The sequence below is a fragment of the Streptomyces sp. BB1-1-1 genome, assembly GCF_031597775.1.
Classification (GTDB): domain Bacteria; phylum Actinomycetota; class Actinomycetes; order Streptomycetales; family Streptomycetaceae; genus Streptomyces; species Streptomyces thinghirensis.
On the sequence record NZ_CP134203.1, the window covers coordinates 7,756,421 to 7,775,587 of the forward strand.

Consider the following 19,167-nt stretch of genomic DNA (forward strand, 5'->3'; position numbering starts at 1 on the left):
GGCGGGCCGGCCCGACGAGTTCCCTTCCCGTGCGTCTAGGGCTTGCGCATGGTCTTCGCCGCCGTGGCGGCGCACACCGCGCCCAGGGCCAGGGTGAGGGCGCCGATGATGATGTTGTTCCAGATGACGCCGGCGTCCGGGTTGGTGCCGACGATCCACGGCGAGATGATCATCCAGATGCCCATCGCGCACATCGCCCCGCTGAGGCCGTACATGCGTTCCGGGGCTCGGGTGAAGCCAAGGGCCAGCAGACCGATGGCGATTCCTATGATCAGGTTGTGGGCCACCAGTGCGGGCTGGCTCGTGGTGAAGTGGACTATCCACGGGGACACGGCACAGTACAGGCCGAGCAGGAACACCGGCCCGTCCACGAGCGCCACATCCCGACCGCCGAGCATGCGGGCGTAGCGCGCCTGCATTTCCGGAGCGTCGGGGTGGCCGGAGATGTCACCTCGGGTGTGCGAGACGTTGGCCATGAGTCGTCTCCTTTGACTTACCGGGTCTTGACCGCGTCTGGTCGCGGTGTGCGGTAACGCCGCATACGTCCATTCTGCTCTTATTTCTCCCTTATGTGTAGTCGAGGGCGGGTGGGGCATGTCCATGCGGATCGCGGGCAGACGCTCGGGCAGGAGAGCACGAACGGACACAGGGGCAGTGGAGGTGACCGCCGCTATGGGCGCGAAGGTGTTGGAACGATTTCCAGCGGGGTCGCCGCGCGGATCGTGGCCGGCGGAGGAGTACGCCGCACGCCGCCGGGCGCAGGGTGAGGCCGCGACCGTCGTGATGGACCTGCAGTCGGACGCCTTCCTGGTGGTCGTACCGGCCCGCGACGAGGACTGAACGGGGCGGGGAAGGGACGGTTTCCGGCCGCGACCTCCGCCGCCGGCGCACGCGAAGCCGGCACCGTGGCCGGGAATGTATTTTGGTACCTGAAAGGTTGGCAACTACACCCAGTTGTTTCCAGCCCTTCAGCCGTCCAGTCGGTGTCCGTCACCGGATTCCCCCCATCAGCGAGGCACACCGTGAACCACCCCGCCCCCGAGCAGCCCGCCGACGTCGTGGCCCGGCTGCGCGCCACCTTCCGCACCGGCCGCACCAAGCCCGTCGAGTGGCGCACCGCACAGCTGCGCCGGCTGCGCGCGCTCCTCACGGAGAACGGCCCCGACCTGGAGGCCGCGCTCCACGCCGACCTGGGCAAGAGCGCCGCCGAGGCGCAGCGCACGGAGATCGGTTTCACCGTGCGCGAGATCGACCACACCCTCGACCATCTCGCCGACTGGCTGCGCCCCGAGCCCGCCCCCGTCCCGGCGCACCTCGGCGTCGACGCCACCGCCTGGACGCAGTACGACCCCCTGGGCGTCGTCCTCGTCATCGCGCCCTGGAACTACCCGGCCCAGCTCCTGCTGGCCCCGGTGGTCGGCGCCCTGGCCGCCGGCAACGCGGTGGTCGCCAAGCCCAGCGAGCTGGCCCCGGCCACCTCCGCCGTGCTGGCCCGCCTGCTGCCGCGGTACCTGGACACCGAGGCCGTGGCCGTGGTCGAGGGCGGCATCCCCGAGACCACGGCACTGCTCGCCGAGCGCTTCGACCACGTCTTCTACACGGGCAACGGCACCGTCGGCCGCATCGTCATGCGCGCCGCCGCCGAGCACCTCACCCCGGTCACCCTCGAACTCGGCGGCAAGTCACCGGCGTTCGTCGACCGCGACGCCGACCTCGACGTCGTCGCCGCCCGGCTGGCCGGCGGCAAGTTCCTCAACGCCGGCCAGACCTGCGTGGCCCCCGACTACGTCCTCACCGACCCGGAGACCGCCGCCGCCCTGGAGCCGGCGCTGGTCCGCGCGGTCGAGGGACTGTACGGGACCGACCCGGCGCAGTCCGCGGAGTACGCGCGGATCGTGAACGAGCGCCACTTCGACCGGCTGACCGGCCTGCTGGACTCCGGCCGGGTGGTCGTCGGCGGCGGCAGCGACCGGGCGGAGAAGTACCTCGCGCCGACCGTGCTCGCCGACGTCGCCCCCGATGCTCCGGTGATGCGCGAGGAGATCTTCGGCCCGATCCTGCCGATCGTCACCGTGCCCGGCCTGGACGAGGCGATCGATTTCGTCAACGACCGCGACAAGCCGCTGGCCCTCTACGTCTTCAGCGAGTCCGACACGACCCGGGAGCGGTTCGCCGCCGAGACGTCCTCCGGCGGTCTCGGCCACGGGCTGCCGCTCGCCCATCTAACCGTCTCCGACCTGCCGTTCGGCGGCGTGGGGGAGAGCGGCATGGGCAACTACCACGGCCGCTACTCCATCGAGACGTTCAGCCACCGCAAGGCGGTCCTGAAGAAGCCGCTGAGCTGACCGGCGCGCGGTCTCGGAGAAGCCCGAGGGTCCGCCGAGCCGACCGCCCGAGGAGTCCACGCCAACCCGGCCGGAAAACGGCTGGGTTGAAGTGGTCTACACCCTTGACTGGTACAGACCAACGCGGTTGAGTGTGCCTCCACACCCCCCACCACGGCCGCCCCCACGCCGTGGCCGGTCCGTCCGGCACGCGCGCACAGGGCTCCGCTCCGTCCTGCCCTTGTACGGGAGCGGCCGTGCTCCGTCGAAGGAGGCAGACCTGTGTCGAGGCGCCGTATATCCGCCCTGGTGACCGTGTTCGCCCTCGCGGGAGCCGTGCCCGTGATCCTGCCCGCCACCCAGGCGTCCGCCGCCGCGTGTTCGAGCTACCCGGCCTGGTCGGCCGACGCGAACTACAACGCCGGCGACATCGTCCGCTACACCGACGGCAGGGCCTACCGGGCCGAGCACGCCAACCCGGGCTACGACCCGCTCATCAGCACGTGGTACTGGGAGCCGTACGCCTGCGACGGCGGCTCGGAGACTCCGGTCGGCGACTTCGTGGTGTCCGAGGCCCAGTTCAACCAGATGTTCCCGGGCAGAAACTCCTTCTACACCTACAGCGGTCTGACCGCCGCGCTCAGTGCCTACCCGGGCTTCGCCAACACCGGCAGCGACACCACCAAGAAGCAGGAGGCCGCGGCCTTCCTCGCCAACGTCAGCCACGAGACCGGCGGACTCGTGCACATCGTCGAGCAGAACACCGCCAACTACCCGCACTACTGCGACTGGGGCCAGTCCTACGGCTGCCCGGCCGGCCAGGCCGCCTACTACGGGCGCGGCCCGATCCAGCTCAGCTGGAACTTCAACTACAAGGCCGCGGGCGACGCGCTCGGTATCGACCTGCTGAACAACCCCTGGCTGGTGCAGAACGACGCGGCCGTCGCCTGGAAGACCGCCCTGTGGTACTGGAACACCCAGTCCGGGCCGGGCAGCATGACCGGGCACAACGCCATGGTCAACGGCGCCGGCTTCGGCCAGACGATCCGCTCCATCAACGGCTCCCTGGAGTGCGACGGCAAGAACCCCGCGCAGGTGCAGAGCCGCGTCTCCAAGTACCAGCAGTTCAGCCAGATCCTCGGCGTCTCACCGGGCGGCAACCTCTACTGCTGAGCCGTCCCCGGCGTGTGCGAGACTCCGCCGGTGACCTCGGAAACGATCACCGCGGAGTCCGCGGGCACCTGGAACCTCGGCGACCTGCCCGTCCGCCGCATCGGCTTCGGCGCGATGCGGCTGACGGGCAGCGCCGCCTTCCACCTCGGCACGCCGAGCGACCGCGAGCGCTCCCTGGCCGTACTGCGCCGGGCGGTCGAACTCGGCGTCAACCACATCGACACCGCCGCCTTCTACTTCTCCTCCCTGCGCTCCGCCAACGAGCTGATCAACAGCGCGCTGGCGCCGTACGCCGACGACCTGGTGATCGCCGCCAAGGTCGGCCCGTACCGCGACTGGTCGGGGGAGTGGGGCACCTCCGCCAGGCCCGAGGACCTGCGGGCCCACGTCGAGGAGAACCTCCGCCAACTCGGCCGGGACCACCTCGACGTCGTCTACCTGCGCCGCATGCGGCAGGACTCGATCGCCGAGCACTTCGGCGCCCTCGCCGAACTGCGCGAGGCGGGCCTCATCCGCCACCTCGGCATCTCCGACGTGGAGCCCCGGCACCTCGCCGAGGCCCAGGCCATCGCCCCCGTGGTCTCCGTCCAGAACCGCTACGGCCTCGGCTTCCACGACCCCACCACCGACGAACTCCTCGCCCTGTGCGGTGAGCAGGGCATCGCCTTCGTGCCGTTCTACGCCATCGCCGGCGAGGCCGGACCGCGGGGCGCCGGCGCCGCCCACGAGGACGAGGTCCGTACGGTGGCCAGGGCGCACGGCGCGAGCCCGGCGCAGGTGAGGATCGCCTGGACCCTGCACCAGGGCCCGGGCGTCCTGGCCATTCCCGGCACCGGCAACCCCGATCACCTCGCCGAGAACGTCGCAGCCGGCGCCCTCCGGCTCACCGAGGAGGACCTGTCGCGCCTCGACGGCGCCCGGACCGGCTGAGACGCCCGTACGGGCATGCGCGCGCTACGCGGTCCAGGCGCCGTCCCGCATGATGTGCCGCTGCTTCAGCTCGCGCTGCTCGTGCCACGCCTGCACCGCGAGCGGGCGCACCCGGAACCAGGCGTACGACGCGCTGTCCTCGCGCGGGTCCCAGCCGGTCTTCGCGAGGAACGCCCCGGCCGCCGCGGACGGCACCTCCCGCAGGCCGAACGTCTCCACCTCGCCGTCGATCAGCACGACGTCCCGGGTGTGCCCGAACGCCAGCCGGGCCCGGCCGCCGTCCCGCAGGTTGCGGCCGGTCGGGTTGGTGAGCCGGGTGCACAGCCAGACCGACTCCCCGTGCCACACGAACCACAGCGGGACCATGCAGGGCAGGCCCTCGGCGTCCGCCGTGGCCACCCAGATGTCCATCTCCCCTTCCAGCCGGTCCAGCACGTCATGCTTGCGCTGCCGGGGCTCGCGCGGTGGTGCGGTGATCTTCATGGCCGTGACGGTAGTGGACGGGCCGCGCCCCGCGCCTCGGGCCCGAGACGTAGGACCGGAGACTGGCGCCGCGGTGCGTTTTACGTATAACCTCTCCCGTCAATCGCCCGTCCCCGAAAGGCCCCGATGAGACGCATCGCCCTGGTCACCCTCGTCGTCGACGACTACGACGAGGCGATCCGCTTCTACACCGAGGCCCTCGGTTTCCGCCTCGCCGAGGACACGCCCCGGCCCGACGGCTCCCGCTGGGTCGTCGTCGAACCCGGCGGCGCGGCGGGCGCGGGGCAGGGCACCGCCCTGCTGCTGGCCCGCGCCAAGGGGGAGGCCCAGCGTTCCCGGGTCGGCGACCAGACGGGCGGGCGCGTCGGCTTCTTCCTGTACACCGACGACTTCGCCCGCGACCACGCCCGCATGGCGGCCGCGGGCGTGACCTTCCTGGAGGAGCCCCGGCACGAGCCCTACGGCTCGGTCGCCGTCTTCCAGGACCTGTACGGCAACCGCTGGGACCTGCTCCAGCCCGCCGACTCCTGACCTGACCGGCACACCTGCCCGGCAGCCTTGCCCAGCATCCCCGCTCAACGACCCGCCGAGGAACGACCGCACATGTCATCTACGCGCATAGACACCGGGACCCGCACAGACACCGGGACCCGCATGGACACCGAGACCCTCCGCCGCCTCCCCAAGGCGGTGCTGCACGACCACCTCGACGGCGGCCTGCGCCCCGCGACCGTCGTGGAGCTGGCCGGGGCCGTCGGCCACATCCTGCCCACCACCGACCCCGACGAGCTGGCCGCCTGGTACTACGAGGCCGCCAACTCCGGCGACCTGGTGCGCTACATCGCCACCTTCGAGCACACCCTCGCCGTGATGCAGACCCGCGAGGGCCTGCTGCGCACCGCCGAGGAGTACGTCCTCGACCTCGCCGCCGACGGCGTCGTCTACGGCGAGGTCCGCTACGCCCCCGAGCTGATGACCAGCGGCGGACTGACCCTCGCCGAGGTCGTCGAGACCGTCCAGGAGGGTCTGGCCGCCGGCATGGCCAAGGCGGCGGCAGCGGGCACCCCGGTGCGCGTCGGCACCCTGCTGTGCGGGATGCGGATGTTCGACCGCACCCGCGAGACCGCCGACCTCGCGGCCGCCTTCCGGGACGCCGGTGTCGTCGGCTTCGACATCGCGGGCGCCGAGGACGGCTTCCCGCCCGCCGACCACCTCGACGCCTTCGAGTACCTGCGCCGGGAGAACGTGCCCTTCACCATCCACGCCGGCGAGGCGCACGGCCTGCCCAGCATCCACCAGGCGCTCCAGGTGTGCGGCGCCCAGCGCATCGGCCACGGCGTGCGCATCACGGACGACATCCCGGACCTCGCCGCCGGCAAGCTCGGCCGCCTCGCCGGCTGGATCCGCGACCGCCGGATCGCCCTGGAGATGTGCCCGACCTCCAACCTCCAGACCGGCGCCGCCACCTCGATCGCCGAGCACCCCATCACCGCGCTCAAGGACCTCGGCTTCCGCGTCACCCTCAACACCGACAACCGGCTCGTCTCCGGCACGACGATGACCCGTGAGATGTCCCTGCTGGTCGAGCAGGCGGGCTGGACGGCCGAGGACCTGCGCACGGTCACGGTGAACGCGGTGAAGAGCGCCTTCATCCCCTTCGACGAGCGCCGGGCCCTGATCGAGGACGTCGTCCTGCCGGGCTACGAAGCGGCGCTCTGAACGAGCCCGCGCGCATAGGCGGCCTGTCCGACGTGCTGGAGATCGTCGGACAGGACGCTCACCAGCCGCGCGCCGAGCGTGACCGGCGGGTCCCAGTTCTCGTCCACGATCCGCTCCAGGTCCTTGGCGGCCAGGGAGCGCAGGGCGCCGAGCGTCTGCTCGTGCACGGCGTCGTAGTAGCCGGTCAGCAGGCCGGCCGAGTCGACCCGTACCTTCGCGACCTCCGCGGAGCTGTGGCCGTATCCGGTGTCGTGGCGGGGCAGCCCGAGGCCGAAGCGTTTCTCCCACTCGCCGCTCAGCCACACCTGGTCGAGCCCGAAGGCGTCCGCGACGTGGTCGTCCTGGACGCGGGTGAGGTGCCAGACGAGCCAGGCGACGGAGTTGGCGTCGTCGGCGGGACGGGCGTTCAGGCCGTCGGGGTCCAGGCCCTCGACGGCGGCGTGGACTTCTTCCTGGATGCGGCCGTAGCCCTCGATGAGGATGTCCTTCGCATGCATACGTCCACCATCGCGCAGTCCGCGCTCACCCGCTCCCCGTTTCCAGCAGTCCCATCAACGCCCGCGCGGCCGGGCTGGTGGCCTCGGCCGGTGGCAGCAGCGCGATGGTCTCGTACGCCGTCTCGGGGGAGTCCTTCAGCGGCAGCGAGGTGAGGGAGGCCCGCTTGTGCCGGAAGTGGCGCGGCACGACGGCGATGCCGAGGTTCTCGTCGAGCAGGTCGAGCAGCCCGTGCACGTCGTTCACCTCCAGCGCGACGGTCCGCCGTACGCCCGCCTCGGCGAAGGCGGTGTCGGTGACGCGGCGCGGGCCCCAGTCCGGGTGGAAGTCGACGAAGACCTCGTCGGCGAGATCGTGCGGCGTCAGCGCCGCGCCGTTCGCCGCGAGGCGGTGGTCGGGATGGCAGAGCACGGTCATCGGTTCGCCGGCCAGCGAGACCGAGCGCAGCTGGTCGGTGTCCGCCTGCGTCCGGTAGGCGAAGGCCAGGTCGAGCCGCCCGGCCGCGACCTCCTCCGCCAGCTCGCCCGAGCCCGCCTGCCGCAGCCGGATCTCCACGTCCGGATGCCGCCCGCGGAACGCGGCCAGCAGCCCCGCCACCGGCACCCCGGCGATGCACTGCTCGCTGCCCAGCGACAGCGTCCCGCGCAGCACGCCCTGCACCGCGGCGACCGCCTCGTGCGCCGACCGCACCTGGGCCAGGATCCGCTCGGCCTCGCCCAGCAGCGCCCGCCCCGCCTCCGTCAGCGTCACCCGGCGCGTCGTGCGCACGAACAGCGGCGCCCGCAGCTCCCGCTCCAGCGCCCGGATGGACGCCGACAGGCCGGACTGGGACACCATCAGCCGTTCCGCCGCGCGGGTGAAGTGCTGGTCCTCGGCGACCGCCACGAAGTGCTGGAGATGACGCAGTTCCATGACTGAGAAGCGTAGCCGCACAATTCCATCGGATTCTTCTGTTGGACCACTGCCCGCAGGTCACGACAGAGTGGGACACGGTTCCGCCCAAGCCCCGTACCCCGGGTGCCAACCCCTCTGGAGTCGCGTTGTACACCGCACACACCGACCGCTACGCGGACATGCCCTACCGGCGCACCGGACGCAGCGGCCTGAAGCTCCCCGCGCTCTCGCTCGGCCTGTGGCACAACTTCGGCCCGGACCGCCCCGTCGAGACCCAGCGCGCCATCCTGCGCCGCGCCTTCGACCTCGGCGTCACCCACTTCGACCTCGCCAACAACTACGGCCCGCCGCCCGGCTCCGCCGAGTCCGCGCTCGGCGAGGCGCTCAAGGCCGACTTCGCGCCGTACCGCGACGAGCTGGTCATCTCCACCAAGGCCGGCTACCTGATGTGGCCCGGCCCGTACGGCGAGTGGGGCTCGCGCAAGTACCTGCTGTCCTCCCTCGACCAGAGCCTGACCCGGATGGGCCTGGACTACGTCGACGTCTTCTACTCGCACCGCCCCGACCCGGAGACTCCCCTGGAGGAGACGATGGGCGCCCTGCACACGGCGGTGCGGCAGGGCAAGGCGCTGTACGTCGGTGTCTCCAACTACTCCCCGGAGCAGACCCGCGAGGCCGCCCGCATCCTCGCCGAGCTGGGCACCCCGCTGCTGATCCACCAGCCGCGCTACTCCATGCTCGACCGCCGCCCCGAGACCAGCGGCCTCCTGGACGCCCTCGACGAGCTGCAGGTCGGCTCCATCGCCTACTCCCCGCTGGAGCAGGGCCTGCTGAGCGGCCGCTACCTCGACGGCATCCCGGAGGACTCGCGCGCCGCGAGCGACAGCCCCTTCCTGAACTCCGACGCGGTCACCGGGGAACTGGTGGGCAAGCTGCGCGCCCTGGACGAGATCGCGAAGTCCCGCGGCCAGTCGCTGGCCCAGATGGCCCTGGCGTGGGTGCTGCGCGGGGGTCGCGTCACCTCCGCCCTGGTCGGCGCGAGCAGCCCGGGGCAGCTGGAGGACAGCGTGTCGGCCATCGGCAACCTGGACTTCGGTGCCGACGAACTGGCCCGCATCGACGAGATCGTCACGCGGTAGGACGCTCAGCCGAGCCGCTCCTGGAGCCGGACCGTGACCGTGTCGCCCTCCTCCTTGCCGATGGCCTTGCGGAGGGCGGCCTTCACCGGCAACTTGTGTGTGCCGTCGCCGAGCGCCATGAAGGAGCTGCGGAAGACCTCCCCGTCGATGGTGCCGCGGACCTTGACCAGTCCCCGGGTGCCGAAGAACTCGGCGGACTTCGGCCAGACCAGATACGTCCAGCCACCCTCGCTCGGGCTCTTGCGCAGCTCGGCGGTGAACTCCTCGTCGAGATCCCTCTGCATGGTCATGATGTTTCGCTCCCAGCGGTGTCGTCGGTTCGTTTCCCGGTAGACCCCTGGGAGCGACGGAACTCATCGCCGGCCGCGGGCGGTCACGCCCCGGCGGGCACCCGGTCGAGGAAGCCGAACACGGACCGGATCCGGTCCTCGCCGTCCAGCGTGACCACGTCGGACCCGGCCACGGGCGCCGATCCGTCGGCCTCGCTCACCAGTTCCCAGGAGAAGCGCGCCGTGTCGTGGTGCCCGTCCACGGCACCGGACAGCCGGAAGGCGAAGCCCGGGAACTGCTCGTGCGCCGTCGCGATCACGGCCGCGATCTGCTCGTGGCCACGGACGTCGGCCAGGGGATCGGTGTAGCCGCCGTCATTGGTCCAGGCCGCGGCGACCGCCTTGGCCAGGGCGTCCGGCCCGGCGTTCCAGGCCTCGAAGTAGCGGGCGACGGCATCCTCGTAACGGCGGGTGGGTGCAGACATGTCGATCAGCCTCCATCGTGGTGGTACGCGCAGGTCAGGAACCGGATGCCGGTCGCGGCGACCCGGTACCGCAACGATGCCCGCGCCCGTCCGCGCCGTCGATTACCCCGGGGGTCATGCGGGCGCGCTCCCGGGCCCCGGAAGAGGGCGCGCCCGGGTGATGAAGACGGGATCGCGCGCCGCGGCATTTCAGCCATCAAGTGCCGTGAATATGCCAGGAGACTGGCCGGAAATTCATGGTGACAGTGGTTCAGTAGTGAACATACTCACCTCTAGGGCGTCTCACACCATGCGACAACGCCCTCACGCACAGCACACGAGCCGCACGGACGCCATGCCCGGCCTGCAGGCGGGCTGGGCGACGGGGGGAGGGGAGCAGTGCACGACGAGTTCCTGTGCCATGTCACCGCCTACGGTGTCTGTGACGGTCGGCGCATCGGTGTACCCCTGGGAACCTACCGGGCCCCGACCCTCGCCCTCGCCCTGTGGTGGCTGCGCGACCGAGCGTCCTGGATCGCCGAACGGCTCGATCCGCAACCCGACACCCCCCACTTACCGCGCGGCGCCCTGACTCCGGTCGCCGACGACGCACCCGACGTGCCGCGCGTCATGCGCGCCTGGTGCGCCGACGACGTCCAACAGGAGCTGGTCGCCGACGAGTTGGCCGCGGGGCGCCTGGTGCGCATCGCCACCAGCGACGACACCACCGAGTACGAACTCATGGCCGAGTCCGTGGACGCCCTGCGCATGCAGCGGGCCTCCCCGCCCCTCGTCGTCCCCGTCGCCTGAGCCGCCTGAGCCGCCCGAGCCGCCCGAGCCGCCCGAGCGCCTTCCGACGGTGTCACCGGGACCGAGCAGGGGCCCCGCCGGCCCGCCGGCCCGCCCACCGCGCGAGCGACGCGCCGAGGAACCCGGTGACGAGCCCCCACGCCAGTGCGAGACCGACCGCACCCCACAGACGCGGCCGCAGGAACAACTGCCCGGACAGTCCACCGCCCAGGTCGCCGATGCCGAGCACCGACAGGCCGTAGTGCGCGGAGAGCCGGCCGACGAGCCCGATCATGAGAACCGTCAGCGCCAGCGCCACGGCCATGTGCACGGCGTGCAGCCAGGCCGGCATCCGGTCCGGGGAGCGGGACGCGAGCAGGAACCCGGCCGCCAGGAGCAGGACCGCCGCGACGACCACGAGCCACCACATCCGCCCGTCGTGCTCGGCGAGCGTGCCCACGTTCAGCGTCGATACGTCCGGCCCGCGCAGCACCTCGTCGAGCACGTGCGGCATCGGCAGCCCGAACGGTCCCTCCACGCGCCCGTCCCAGGTGGCACCGAGGCCGATCGTGAGCGCGAGCCACGCCAGGTTCGGCAGACCGAGCAGCAGTACGGCGAAGGTGTCCGCGGGGTGCCCCCGCGTCCCCGCGACGACCAGCCCGACGACGACGCCGACGACGACGTACGCGAGCAGCAACGCGACCATCGCGTACGCCGCCGGCCGCACCGACGTCTGCAGGCGCAGCAGCCGCCCGGGCAACGGGGCCCCGCGCGACACCAGCAGAGCCAGCACGAGCACCCCCGCGAGCCACAGCAGCCCGAAGAGGACGGTCAGCGGCACGTCCGTGGTGAAGCCGACCGTCGGAGTGACGCCGAACAGGTCGCCTAGGTCGTTCAGGACGCCTTCGCCGAGGGAGACCTCGAAGGTCTGGCGGGCGGCGAAGGCCAGCCCGAGGAGGGCGAGCAGCCACAGCACGGCGATCCGTCCGGCCCACCCGGCCAGCTCCGGGGCGCCGGCGACGGCCCGGTGGCGCAGCGGCCGCAGGAAGCCCCGGGCGATCACCAGGGCGCCGGTCAGCGTGACCGACAGCGGGAGCACGGTCAGCCCCGCGTCGGTGTCGGCGAACCCCCCGGCATCACCGGACACCTCCAGCGCGCCGCCCACGGCGGTGACGACGGTCGCCGTGACGACCCGGGGGAAGGCGTTGTCGGGCAGGTCCGTGGCCCCGGCCGCCCACAGCCCGAGCGCGGCCACGGCACCCATGGCGACCAGCCCGGCCAGCACCGTGACCAGTGCCTGGATCCAGCCGTGACGGGCGGCTGTCCGGCCGGGAGGGCCGGAGGGGGTTCGCGAACTCACGCTGCCACGCTATGCAGCACCCACCGGACGCGCCCGCCGACAGGGCCGTCCGCGTCGGCAGGCGTTCGGGGGAGCGGGGCCGGAGGGCGTGCGGGTCGGCGCCGGGTCGCTCGGCCGGGGTCGGGGCGTTCGGCCGGTGCTCGCGATGGACCTACCCGTCAGCCCGCCCGGACGACGAGGGCGTGGTCGCCCAGCCCCAGCAGGCGGTCGGCCGACACCTCGCCCCGGGTGGTGAAGACCGCGAGGAGACGGCCGGTCTCCGGATCGAACGCCACGTCCAGGACCGTGCCGTGCTCGGCGCCCGCCTCGGTCAGGACCCGGCGGCCCAGCAGGTCGTGGCGGGGCGGGGCGGTGTCCGGCGCGGCGGTGGAACGGACCCGGACGGCGCCCGGGCCGACCGCGTGCACGGCGTCCCACGGCAGCACGGTCTCCCTGCGCAGACGGCTGCCGCGAAGCCGCACATGGCTCACCGCGCGGGACGCGATGTCGACGGTCAGGGACGTCACGGTGCCGAGCGGCCCGGCCTCGGCCGGCGGCACCACCGGGAGACCCCGCACCTCCGTGAACAGCATCACGGCAGCGAGCCCTTCCAGTACCCGGGCACGCCGCCGACCAGGGAGGTGAAGCCCGGCAGGTCGTCCGCGACATGCCGTACCGCGTCCCCGGGCAGGACGAGGGCCCGGCCGGCGACCGTGAGCGTCTCGCCGCGCGGCACGTACACCCGGCGCCGGTGCCGGGTCGGCCCCGGCAGGAACCCCCTGCTCGCCGCCACCCGGAAGCCGACGACCCGTCCGCCGGTGCCGCCCTCCACCACGACGTCGAGCACCGTACCGATCTCGGCCCCCGTCTCCGTCACCACCCTCGCCCCCAGCAACCGGGCCTGCAGGGTCTGCTGGTGCACCATCATGGCCGTGGCGCTCACCAGTCCCCGCCGGTCGCGGATCATCACCGCGTCATGGCCCAGCGCGTGCACGGCCGGCCAGGGCAGACCCTCCTTCATCGGGCCGGACAGCAGACCCCGCCCGGTCAGGGTGAAACCGGTGATCCGGCTCGCGGCGGCGTCGCATACGGTGTCCTTGACGTGGGCGACGGCATCGCCGCCGAGGGTGACCACCGGCCGGGTGGTGAGGCTTCGCGCGGTCATCAGTTCGTTCATCGCACACCCTTCCCGCACCCTCGGGTTCCCCGCGCCACTGTGACGATGCCCGCACTACGAAGACACGGGGACTGCGCGGCCCGACTCGGGGTACGAGGACAGGTGCAGCAGCGTCCGGCCAGTCCGGCTTCCGAGAGAGAAACGCATGACCGAGTACCTGGACGGGGCAGTGATACCGACTGGTTTCGACGTACCCGTTGAACCGCTGAGGCGGGCGGCACACTACTCCGGTGAGCCGGGATGTATAGCGGAGGCACGTTCCTTCGCCTCGCTCTTCCTCGATCAGCTGAGGACCGAGTGGTGCGCGACGATCGGCCCGCGCGCCGACGGCGCGGTGCTGCTGGTGGTGAGCGAGCTGATCACCAACGCCGACCGCCACAGCAAGGGGCCGTACATCCTGGAGCTGGAGGGGACGGGCACCTCGATGGCGGTGACCGTCTACGACAGCAGCGGCGCGGTGCCCCAGCGCTTCCCTCGCGACCCCGAGCGCGTCGGCCGGCACGGTCTGGAGATCGTCCACGCCCTGGCGGAAGCGGTCGTCGTCGAACGCGTGCCGGTCGGCAAGCGGGTGCGCGCCGTGATGCCCCTCACCGAATCGTGAACGTGCCGCCCCGCGGCTGAGTCCGGGGCGGCACGTTCACGTCTTCGCGTCCTCCGCGTCCTCGTCAGGCGCAGCCCAGCTCGCCCAGCATGCCCTCGCGCAGCCGGGTGATGATCCGCTTGATCAGCCGGGACACGTGCATCTGCGAGCAGCCGAGCTGTTCGCCGATCTCCGCCTGGGTGGCCTCCTCCACGAACCGCATGTGGATGATCTGCCGGTCGCGCTCGCTGAGCTCGGCCATCAGCGGGGCGAGGGAGTGGAAGTCCTCGACGAGCCGCAGCCCGTCCTCTTCCATACCGATGAAGTCGGCCAGTACCGACTCGCCGTTCTCGGGCCCGTCCCCGGTCAGCGCGGCGTCCAGCGAGGACGAGTTGTAGCCGTTGGACGCGATCTGGCCTTCGACGACCTCGTTCTCGCTGATGTTCATCAGCGTGGCGAGTTCGGCGACGGTGGGCTCGCGGTCCAGACGGGAGGAGAGCTCCTCCCGGGCCTTGGCCAGTTCCACGCGCAGCTCCTGGAGGCGCCGCGGTACGTGCACCGCCCAGGTGGTGTCACGGAAGAAGCGCTTGATCTCGCCCACGATGTACGGCAGCGCGAAGGAGGTGAACTCGACCTCGCGCGCCAGCTCGAACCGGTCGATGGCCTTGATCAGGCCGATCATGCCGGTCTGAACGATGTCCTCCATGTCGTCCCCGCGACCGCGGAAGCGGCCTGCGGCGAACCGCACGAGTGACATGTTCATCTCGATCAGGGTGTTGCGCGCGTACTGGTACTCGTGCGTGCCCTCTTCGAGTTCCGTCAGGCGCTGGAAGAACTGGCGGGACAGCTGCCGCGCGTCACGCGGCGCCACGGTGCGGGGGTCCACGACACCCGGCAGTGATCCCTCGCCCGTCCTGCTCCCGGTGGCCTTTTCGACAACCTGCGCTTCCGGCCGGATCACGGCGGTCTCCATTACCTCTCCCACGAAAGTCACGGTTCGACGTCTCCCTAGGTCTTCCCGCTTGCGGGTACCCGGGGCGCGGCGACACATGCCTCCCGTGTTCACGGGTGGCGAATAATCGGTGCCGCTGCGTCATCGCGGGGTCTGTGTCCCTCATCAGGGTAGTCCCGTGCGCGGCGACCGGCACCCGGTGGTTCCCTCCGGTTTCCCTCTGGGCGGAACGCCGGCCCCTTCCGTCGCGCGGCGGGACTCCTAGGCTGAGGAGGTGACCAGCCACGTGCCGAACGAAGCCCGCGTCATTCCCCTGCGCCCGCAGTCGCGCTCCCAGTCGCGCCCGCAGCCCGCGCGCCCGGGAGACCGCCCCGCCGCCCCGCCGGTTTCCCCGGAGCGGAGGTCGCCCACCATCAGAGAGCCCCTCTGGCGCGATCTGGTCGGCGACGTCCTGCGGCGCGAACGCCTCGCCCAGGAGCGCACGCTGAAGGAGGTGGCGGAGGCCGCCCGGATCTCCATGCCGTACCTGTCGGAGGTCGAGCGCGGCCGCAAGGAGGCGTCGTCGGAGGTGCTGGCCGCCGCCGCGGGCGCCCTCGGGCTGGGGCTGGGCGACCTGCTGGCGCGGACCCAGGGAGAACTGGTGCGCCTCACCTCCCGGCGCACCGGCGCCGGCCGGGGGCACGGTACGTCCGGTGCCCGCTACGACGGGATGTGCCTGGCCGCCTGACCGCCCGCACGGGCCGGCGTCTCGCGGACGGCGAGGCACCGGCCCGGCGTCTCACACGCGCAGCAGGCGCCGGCTGAGGACCTCGTCGGCCAGCCCGTAGGCCACGGCCTCCTCGGCGGTGAACACCTTGTCGCGGTCCATGTCCGCGCGCAGTGTCGCCACGTCGTGGTGCGTGTGGCGGGCCAGCACCTCCTCCACCTGGGAGCGGATCCGCACCATCTCCTTGGCCTGCAGCGCCAGATCGGAGACCGTGCCCTGCCGTCCGCCGCTGGCCGGCTGACCGAGCAGCACCCGCGCGTGTTCCAGCACGAACCGCCGCCCGGGGTCCCCGCCGGCCAGCAGCACGGCCGCCGTGGAGGCCGCCTGCCCGACGCAGAACGTCGAGATCGGCGCCTGCACGAACGTCATCGTGTCGTAGATCGCCATCAGCGACGTGAACGAGCCGCCGGGGGAGTTGATGTAGACCGCGATCTCGCTCTCCGGAGCCGACGACTCCAGATGGAGGAGTTGCGCGATGACGACGTTCGCCACGCCGTCGTCGATCTCGGTGCCCAGGAAGATGATCCGCTCCGACAGCAGCCGACTGAACACGTCGTAGGACCGCTCGCCCTGCGGGGTCCGCTCGACGACGTTCGGAATCGTGTAGCTCCCCATGTCACAGCCCCATCCGTCGCCTGGTGGCGGCCGGGCGCACGTCCGCGAGGGACTGGACGACCTGGTCCACCATTCCGTACTCCCTGGCCTCCTCGGCCGTGAACCAGCGGTCGCGGTCGCCGTCCCGGGAGATGGTCTCCGGGCTCTGACCGGTGTGCTCGGCGGTGATCCGCTCGATGGTCCGCTTGGTGAACTCCAGGTTGTCGGCCTGGATCTCGATGTCGGCGGTGGTGCCGCCGATGCCCGCCGACGGCTGGTGCATCATGACCCGGGCGTTCGGCAGGGCGTAGCGCTTGCCCGCCGCGCCGACGCTCAGCAGGAACTGCCCCATGCTGGCGGCGAAGCCCATGGCGAGTGTCGAGACGTCGTTGGGGATCAGCCGCATCGTGTCGTAGATGGCGAGCCCCGCGTGCACGGAGCCGCCGGGGCTGTTGATGTACAGGCTGATGTCGGTGCGCGGGTCCTCCGCGGACAGGATCAGCAACTGGGCGCAGATCCGGTTCGCGGAGACCTCGTCGACCTGCGTGCCCAGCAGCACGATCCGCTGCGCGAGCAACTGCTCGGCCAGATGGTCGTCGAACCGGGTCGCAGGGGTGTCGCCCTCCTGGGCCCGGGGCGGCACGGCCGGGGCCGGGCCGGCGATGAGTGGAGACATCGGCGCTCCTTGTCGAGTCGTCGGGAGTTCCGGTGGGGAGTGGTACGCGGCCGGTGGCGCCGCGGTTCCTCCACTCTCGGCCCGCCGCGGACTCCGGCGGGGCCTTCTCTGCCCGCGGCAGATTCGCCACGAGCAGAGCGCTCGGCTCCCGTGGCAGAACCGTCCGCATCGGATTCCGTACGACCGATGAGTTCTCCGGCTGCCGCCGGTCGACAGTGGTGACCGTGTTCGACGCGCAGGAGGTACTCATGAGCACCGACGGATTCACCACGTGTCTCTGGTTCGACGGCCAGGCGGAGGAGGCCGCCCACTTCTACGTCTCCCTCTTCAAGGACTCCGGCATCGGCGCCGTCACCCGCTACCCCGCGGGAGGGCACCAGCCCACCGGCACCGTGCTCACCGTCGACTTCACGGCCAACGGCCAGAGGTTCGTCGCCCTCAACGGAGGCCCGGAGTTCAAGTTCAACGAGGCGATCTCCTTCCAGATCACCTGTGAGAACCAGGAAGAGGTCGACCACTACTGGACCAGGCTCACCGAGGGCGGCGGCGAGGAGGGCCCCTGCGGGTGGGTCAAGGACAGGTTCGGTGTGTCCTGGCAGGTCGTCCCGAGCAGGCTCGAGGAGATGTTCCGCGACCCGGACCCCGTGAAGGCGGGGCGCGCCAACAAGGCCATGATGTCGATGCGCAAGCTCGACATCGCCGCGCTGGAGAAGGCGTACGCCGGCGAGTGAACAGCCGCCGGCGCGCGGGCGGGGGTGGGGATGACTAGCGTGAGGAATCGGACCGTCCGCACCACCCTCACCCCCTGTCCATCCCCATCATCCGGACCACCCGCCGGACCATTCATCCCTACGGGAGGCGGCAGTCATGGCCGTGCAACCTGAAGGAACCCCCTGCTGGGCCGATGCCATGTTCGGTGACGTCGAGGCAGCCAAGAGCTTCTACGGCGACGTCCTCGGCTGGACCTTCGGCGAGTCGTCGTCGGAGCACGGCAACTACACCCAGTGTTACGCGAACGGCAAGGCGGTCGCCGCCGTGGTCCCGCCCATGTCCGGTCAGGAGGGCCACTCGCAGTGGTGCCTCTACTTCGCGTCCCCCGACGCCGCGGCGACCGCCTCCCGGGTGCGCGAGGCGGGCGGTGAGGTGCTGATGGAGCCCATGCGGGTCGGCGACTTCGGCACCATGTGCCTGGCCCGGGATCCGGGCGGCGTCGTGTTCGGCATCTGGCAGGGCGGCACCCACGAGGGGTTCGAGGCGGTGGCCGAGCCCGGCGCGTACTGCTGGGCCGAGGTCTTCACCCGCGAACCCGGGAAGTCGGACGCCTTCTTCCCCGCGGTCTTCTCCTACACGGCGAAGCAGATGGAGGACGACGGGGTGGACTTCCGCCTCTTCGACGTGGGCGACGACACCGTGCTCGGCCGCATGGCCATGACGGACGACATCCCGTCCGAGGTGCCGCCGTACATCAACGTCTACTTCACCGTCGCCGACTGCGACGAGGCCGTGGCCCGCGCCACCGAGCTGGGCGGGACCCTGTGGTTCGGGCCGATGAGCAGCCCCTTCGGCCGGTTCGCGACCCTGAGCGACCCACAGGGCGCCTATTTCTCGGTGCTCGACATCACGAGGACCGAGGGAGAGATGCCGAAGATCACGGACGTCCCCTGACCCCGCCCCGGCACCCCGTCGAGCCATGGCATGATCGGGCGCATGCGTGAACGTGTTGTGGCCGCGTGCGACGGGGCTTCGAAGGGAAACCCGGGTCCGGCCGGCTGGGCCTGGGTGGTCGCCGACGCGTCGGAGACCCCCGTCCGCTGGGAAGCGGGGCCGCTCGGCAAGGCCACCAACAACATCGCCGAACTCACGGCGCTGGAGCGCCTGCTGGCGTCGACCGACCCCGAGGTACCGCTCGAGGTCCGCATGGACTCGCAGTACGCCATGAAGGCCGTCACCACCTGGCTGCCCGGCTGGAAGCGCAACGGCTGGAAGACGGCCGCCGGCAAGCCGGTCGCCAACCAGGAGCTGGTCGTACGCATCGACGAGCTGCTCGTCGGCCGCTCGGTCGAGTTCCGCTACGTGCCCGCCCACCAGGTCGACGGCGACCGGCTCAACGACTTCGCCGACCGCGCCGCCAGTCAGGCCGCCGTCGTCCAGGAGCCCGCGGGCAGCGGCCTCGGCTCGCCGGAGCCGCCGCCCGCACCGGACGTCCCGGCGGCGAGGAAGGCACCGCGCCGAGGGCCCGGCACGGCCCGCAAGGGCGGCGGTGCCTCGGCGCGCACCATCAAGGCCAAGTTCCCCGGACGCTGCCTGTGCGGCCGTTCCTACGCGGCCGGGGAGTCCATCGCCAAGAACGACCAGGGCTGGGGCCACCCGGAGTGCCGCACGGCGGCGGCCGGATAGGGCCGGC

The 19,167-nt window shown here is 71.7% G+C and carries 25 protein-coding genes; 13 read left to right on the top strand and 12 right to left on the bottom strand.

The features are described 5' to 3' along the window. Positions 1 to 35: 35 nt before the first annotated feature. A complete protein-coding gene (locus RI578_RS35540; protein ID WP_310874903.1) occupies positions 36 to 476 on the bottom strand; it encodes an SPW repeat protein in 441 nt (146 codons plus the stop codon). A 196-nt stretch (positions 477 to 672) separates the two neighbouring features. Between RI578_RS35540 and RI578_RS35545 the strand changes: the two genes are divergently transcribed. The 4 genes from RI578_RS35545 (at position 673) to RI578_RS35560 (ending at position 4,427) form a co-directional block, all read left to right on the top strand. Continuing rightward, the gene (locus RI578_RS35545; RefSeq protein ID WP_310874904.1) at positions 673 to 840 is read left to right on the top strand and encodes a hypothetical protein; all 168 of its coding nucleotides are present in this window, start codon (positions 673 to 675) and stop codon (positions 838 to 840) included. 182 nt (positions 841 to 1,022) lie between these two features. Continuing rightward, entirely contained in the window at positions 1,023 to 2,345 is a 1,323-nt protein-coding gene (locus RI578_RS35550; protein ID WP_310874905.1) for an aldehyde dehydrogenase family protein, read from the top strand. 261 nt (positions 2,346 to 2,606) lie between these two features. Then, positions 2,607 to 3,497 carry a glycoside hydrolase family 19 protein gene (locus RI578_RS35555; protein WP_310874906.1) on the top strand — a complete coding sequence of 297 codons (891 nt, stop codon included), beginning with the start codon at positions 2,607 to 2,609 and terminating at the stop codon, positions 3,495 to 3,497. A gap of 12 nt (positions 3,498 to 3,509) precedes the next feature. Continuing rightward, positions 3,510 to 4,427: an aldo/keto reductase gene (locus RI578_RS35560; protein ID WP_310874907.1), complete on the top strand. Its 918-nt coding sequence runs from the start codon at positions 3,510 to 3,512 to the stop codon at positions 4,425 to 4,427. A 24-nt stretch (positions 4,428 to 4,451) separates the two neighbouring features. Here RI578_RS35560 and RI578_RS35565 read toward each other — a convergent pair whose 3' ends face one another. Then, positions 4,452 to 4,910: a pyridoxamine 5'-phosphate oxidase family protein gene (locus RI578_RS35565; RefSeq protein WP_310874908.1), complete on the bottom strand. Its 459-nt coding sequence runs from the start codon at positions 4,908 to 4,910 to the stop codon at positions 4,452 to 4,454. A 126-nt stretch (positions 4,911 to 5,036) separates the two neighbouring features. Between RI578_RS35565 and RI578_RS35570 the strand changes: the two genes are divergently transcribed. Further along, entirely contained in the window at positions 5,037 to 5,441 is a 405-nt protein-coding gene (locus tag RI578_RS35570) for a VOC family protein (protein ID WP_310874909.1), read from the top strand. Positions 5,442 to 5,564: 123 nt separating this feature from the next. After that, positions 5,565 to 6,629: an adenosine deaminase gene (locus RI578_RS35575; RefSeq protein WP_310874910.1), complete on the top strand. Its 1,065-nt coding sequence runs from the start codon at positions 5,565 to 5,567 to the stop codon at positions 6,627 to 6,629. Here RI578_RS35575 and RI578_RS35580 read toward each other — a convergent pair. Beyond that, on the bottom strand, positions 6,611 to 7,126 hold the full coding sequence (locus tag RI578_RS35580; protein ID WP_310874911.1) for a mycothiol transferase: 516 nt from the start codon (positions 7,124 to 7,126) through the stop codon (positions 6,611 to 6,613). The genes RI578_RS35575 and RI578_RS35580 overlap by 19 nt on opposite strands. A gap of 25 nt (positions 7,127 to 7,151) precedes the next feature. Continuing rightward, the gene (locus tag RI578_RS35585) at positions 7,152 to 8,036 is read right to left on the bottom strand and encodes a LysR substrate-binding domain-containing protein (RefSeq protein ID WP_310874912.1); all 885 of its coding nucleotides are present in this window, start codon (positions 8,034 to 8,036) and stop codon (positions 7,152 to 7,154) included. Positions 8,037 to 8,164: 128 nt separating this feature from the next. On the opposite strand from RI578_RS35585, the gene mgrA reads away from it, so the two are divergent. Continuing rightward, positions 8,165 to 9,157 carry an L-glyceraldehyde 3-phosphate reductase gene (gene mgrA, locus RI578_RS35590; protein ID WP_310874913.1) on the top strand — a complete coding sequence of 331 codons (993 nt, stop codon included), beginning with the start codon at positions 8,165 to 8,167 and terminating at the stop codon, positions 9,155 to 9,157. A gap of 5 nt (positions 9,158 to 9,162) precedes the next feature. On the opposite strand, the gene RI578_RS35595 is transcribed toward mgrA, so the two are convergent. Continuing rightward, positions 9,163 to 9,447, bottom strand: coding sequence for a DUF1905 domain-containing protein (locus RI578_RS35595; RefSeq protein WP_310874914.1), 285 nt, complete (start codon positions 9,445 to 9,447; stop codon positions 9,163 to 9,165). An 83-nt stretch (positions 9,448 to 9,530) separates the two neighbouring features. Then, a complete protein-coding gene (locus RI578_RS35600; protein WP_310874915.1) occupies positions 9,531 to 9,911 on the bottom strand; it encodes a nuclear transport factor 2 family protein in 381 nt (126 codons plus the stop codon). 378 nt (positions 9,912 to 10,289) lie between these two features. On the opposite strand from RI578_RS35600, the gene RI578_RS35605 reads away from it, so the two are divergent. Next, on the top strand, positions 10,290 to 10,700 hold the full coding sequence (locus tag RI578_RS35605) for a hypothetical protein (RefSeq protein ID WP_121750646.1): 411 nt from the start codon (positions 10,290 to 10,292) through the stop codon (positions 10,698 to 10,700). A gap of 52 nt (positions 10,701 to 10,752) precedes the next feature. On the opposite strand, the gene RI578_RS35610 is transcribed toward RI578_RS35605, so the two are convergent. The 3 genes from RI578_RS35610 to RI578_RS35620 all read right to left on the bottom strand — a co-directional run bounded on the left by RI578_RS35610 (position 10,753) and on the right by RI578_RS35620 (position 13,195). Then, positions 10,753 to 12,039 (bottom strand): streptophobe family protein, encoded by a 1,287-nt coding sequence (locus RI578_RS35610; RefSeq protein ID WP_310874916.1) that lies wholly within the window; start codon positions 12,037 to 12,039, stop codon positions 10,753 to 10,755. A 158-nt stretch (positions 12,040 to 12,197) separates the two neighbouring features. Then, positions 12,198 to 12,614 carry a PRC-barrel domain-containing protein gene (locus tag RI578_RS35615; RefSeq protein ID WP_310874917.1) on the bottom strand — a complete coding sequence of 139 codons (417 nt, stop codon included), beginning with the start codon at positions 12,612 to 12,614 and terminating at the stop codon, positions 12,198 to 12,200. Then, positions 12,611 to 13,195, bottom strand: a complete 585-nt coding sequence (locus tag RI578_RS35620; RefSeq protein ID WP_310874918.1) for a PRC-barrel domain-containing protein — start codon at positions 13,193 to 13,195, stop codon at positions 12,611 to 12,613. Before RI578_RS35620 ends, RI578_RS35615 begins: the two co-directional genes overlap by 4 nt. Positions 13,196 to 13,340: 145 nt before the next feature. Here RI578_RS35620 and RI578_RS35625 point away from each other — a divergent pair, with 145 nt between their 5' ends. Beyond that, complete coding sequence (locus tag RI578_RS35625; RefSeq protein WP_310874919.1) at positions 13,341 to 13,796, top strand: ATP-binding protein; 456 nt, start codon at positions 13,341 to 13,343, stop codon at positions 13,794 to 13,796. Between the two features lie 64 nt (positions 13,797 to 13,860). Here RI578_RS35625 and RI578_RS35630 read toward each other — a convergent pair whose 3' ends face one another. Beyond that, the gene (locus tag RI578_RS35630; protein ID WP_310875945.1) at positions 13,861 to 14,748 is read right to left on the bottom strand and encodes an RNA polymerase sigma factor SigF; all 888 of its coding nucleotides are present in this window, start codon (positions 14,746 to 14,748) and stop codon (positions 13,861 to 13,863) included. Between the two features lie 253 nt (positions 14,749 to 15,001). On the opposite strand from RI578_RS35630, the gene RI578_RS35635 reads away from it, so the two are divergent. Next, the gene (locus tag RI578_RS35635; RefSeq protein WP_310874920.1) at positions 15,002 to 15,454 is read left to right on the top strand and encodes a helix-turn-helix transcriptional regulator; all 453 of its coding nucleotides are present in this window, start codon (positions 15,002 to 15,004) and stop codon (positions 15,452 to 15,454) included. A gap of 51 nt (positions 15,455 to 15,505) precedes the next feature. Here the strand turns inward: RI578_RS35635 and RI578_RS35640 are convergent, their stop codons facing one another. Together RI578_RS35640 and RI578_RS35645 are read right to left on the bottom strand one after the other, a co-directional pair. Further along, positions 15,506 to 16,108: an ATP-dependent Clp protease proteolytic subunit gene (locus tag RI578_RS35640; RefSeq protein ID WP_310874921.1), complete on the bottom strand. Its 603-nt coding sequence runs from the start codon at positions 16,106 to 16,108 to the stop codon at positions 15,506 to 15,508. Between the two features lies 1 nt (position 16,109). After that, positions 16,110 to 16,763 (bottom strand): ATP-dependent Clp protease proteolytic subunit, encoded by a 654-nt coding sequence (locus RI578_RS35645; RefSeq protein WP_310874922.1) that lies wholly within the window; start codon positions 16,761 to 16,763, stop codon positions 16,110 to 16,112. A gap of 248 nt (positions 16,764 to 17,011) precedes the next feature. Between RI578_RS35645 and RI578_RS35650 the strand changes: the two genes are divergently transcribed. The 3 genes from RI578_RS35650 to RI578_RS35660 all read left to right on the top strand — a co-directional run bounded on the left by RI578_RS35650 (position 17,012) and on the right by RI578_RS35660 (position 19,160). Continuing rightward, on the top strand, positions 17,012 to 17,494 hold the full coding sequence (locus RI578_RS35650; RefSeq protein WP_310874923.1) for a VOC family protein: 483 nt from the start codon (positions 17,012 to 17,014) through the stop codon (positions 17,492 to 17,494). Between the two features lie 136 nt (positions 17,495 to 17,630). Beyond that, positions 17,631 to 18,428 (top strand): VOC family protein, encoded by a 798-nt coding sequence (locus tag RI578_RS35655; RefSeq protein ID WP_310874924.1) that lies wholly within the window; start codon positions 17,631 to 17,633, stop codon positions 18,426 to 18,428. A 30-nt stretch (positions 18,429 to 18,458) separates the two neighbouring features. After that, on the top strand, positions 18,459 to 19,160 hold the full coding sequence (locus tag RI578_RS35660; RefSeq protein ID WP_310874925.1) for a ribonuclease H: 702 nt from the start codon (positions 18,459 to 18,461) through the stop codon (positions 19,158 to 19,160). The last annotated feature ends 7 nt before the right edge of the window (positions 19,161 to 19,167 follow it).

Excerpts from the sequence above, each read along its gene's own strand:
- RI578_RS35540 (WP_310874903.1), bottom strand. The coding sequence starts at position 476 with ATGGCCAACGTCTCGCACACCCGAGGTGACATCTCCGGCCACCCCGAC.
- RI578_RS35545 (WP_310874904.1), top strand. The coding sequence starts at position 673 with ATGGGCGCGAAGGTGTTGGAACGATTTCCAGCGGGGTCGCCGCGCGGA.
- RI578_RS35565 (WP_310874908.1), bottom strand. The coding sequence starts at position 4,910 with ATGAAGATCACCGCACCACCGCGCGAGCCCCGGCAGCGCAAGCATGAC.
- RI578_RS35570 (WP_310874909.1), top strand. The coding sequence starts at position 5,037 with ATGAGACGCATCGCCCTGGTCACCCTCGTCGTCGACGACTACGACGAG.
- RI578_RS35575 (WP_310874910.1), top strand. The coding sequence starts at position 5,565 with ATGGACACCGAGACCCTCCGCCGCCTCCCCAAGGCGGTGCTGCACGAC.
- RI578_RS35580 (WP_310874911.1), bottom strand. The coding sequence starts at position 7,126 with ATGCATGCGAAGGACATCCTCATCGAGGGCTACGGCCGCATCCAGGAA.
- RI578_RS35585 (WP_310874912.1), bottom strand. The coding sequence starts at position 8,036 with ATGGAACTGCGTCATCTCCAGCACTTCGTGGCGGTCGCCGAGGACCAG.
- RI578_RS35595 (WP_310874914.1), bottom strand. The coding sequence starts at position 9,447 with ATGACCATGCAGAGGGATCTCGACGAGGAGTTCACCGCCGAGCTGCGC.
- RI578_RS35600 (WP_310874915.1), bottom strand. The coding sequence starts at position 9,911 with ATGTCTGCACCCACCCGCCGTTACGAGGATGCCGTCGCCCGCTACTTC.
- RI578_RS35620 (WP_310874918.1), bottom strand. The coding sequence starts at position 13,195 with ATGAACGAACTGATGACCGCGCGAAGCCTCACCACCCGGCCGGTGGTC.
- RI578_RS35625 (WP_310874919.1), top strand. The coding sequence starts at position 13,341 with ATGACCGAGTACCTGGACGGGGCAGTGATACCGACTGGTTTCGACGTA.
- RI578_RS35630 (WP_310875945.1), bottom strand. The coding sequence starts at position 14,748 with ATGGAGACCGCCGTGATCCGGCCGGAAGCGCAGGTTGTCGAAAAGGCC.
- RI578_RS35640 (WP_310874921.1), bottom strand. The coding sequence starts at position 16,108 with ATGGGGAGCTACACGATTCCGAACGTCGTCGAGCGGACCCCGCAGGGC.
- RI578_RS35645 (WP_310874922.1), bottom strand. The coding sequence starts at position 16,763 with ATGTCTCCACTCATCGCCGGCCCGGCCCCGGCCGTGCCGCCCCGGGCC.
- RI578_RS35650 (WP_310874923.1), top strand. The coding sequence starts at position 17,012 with ATGAGCACCGACGGATTCACCACGTGTCTCTGGTTCGACGGCCAGGCG.
- RI578_RS35655 (WP_310874924.1), top strand. The coding sequence starts at position 17,631 with ATGGCCGTGCAACCTGAAGGAACCCCCTGCTGGGCCGATGCCATGTTC.
- RI578_RS35660 (WP_310874925.1), top strand. The coding sequence starts at position 18,459 with ATGATCGGGCGCATGCGTGAACGTGTTGTGGCCGCGTGCGACGGGGCT.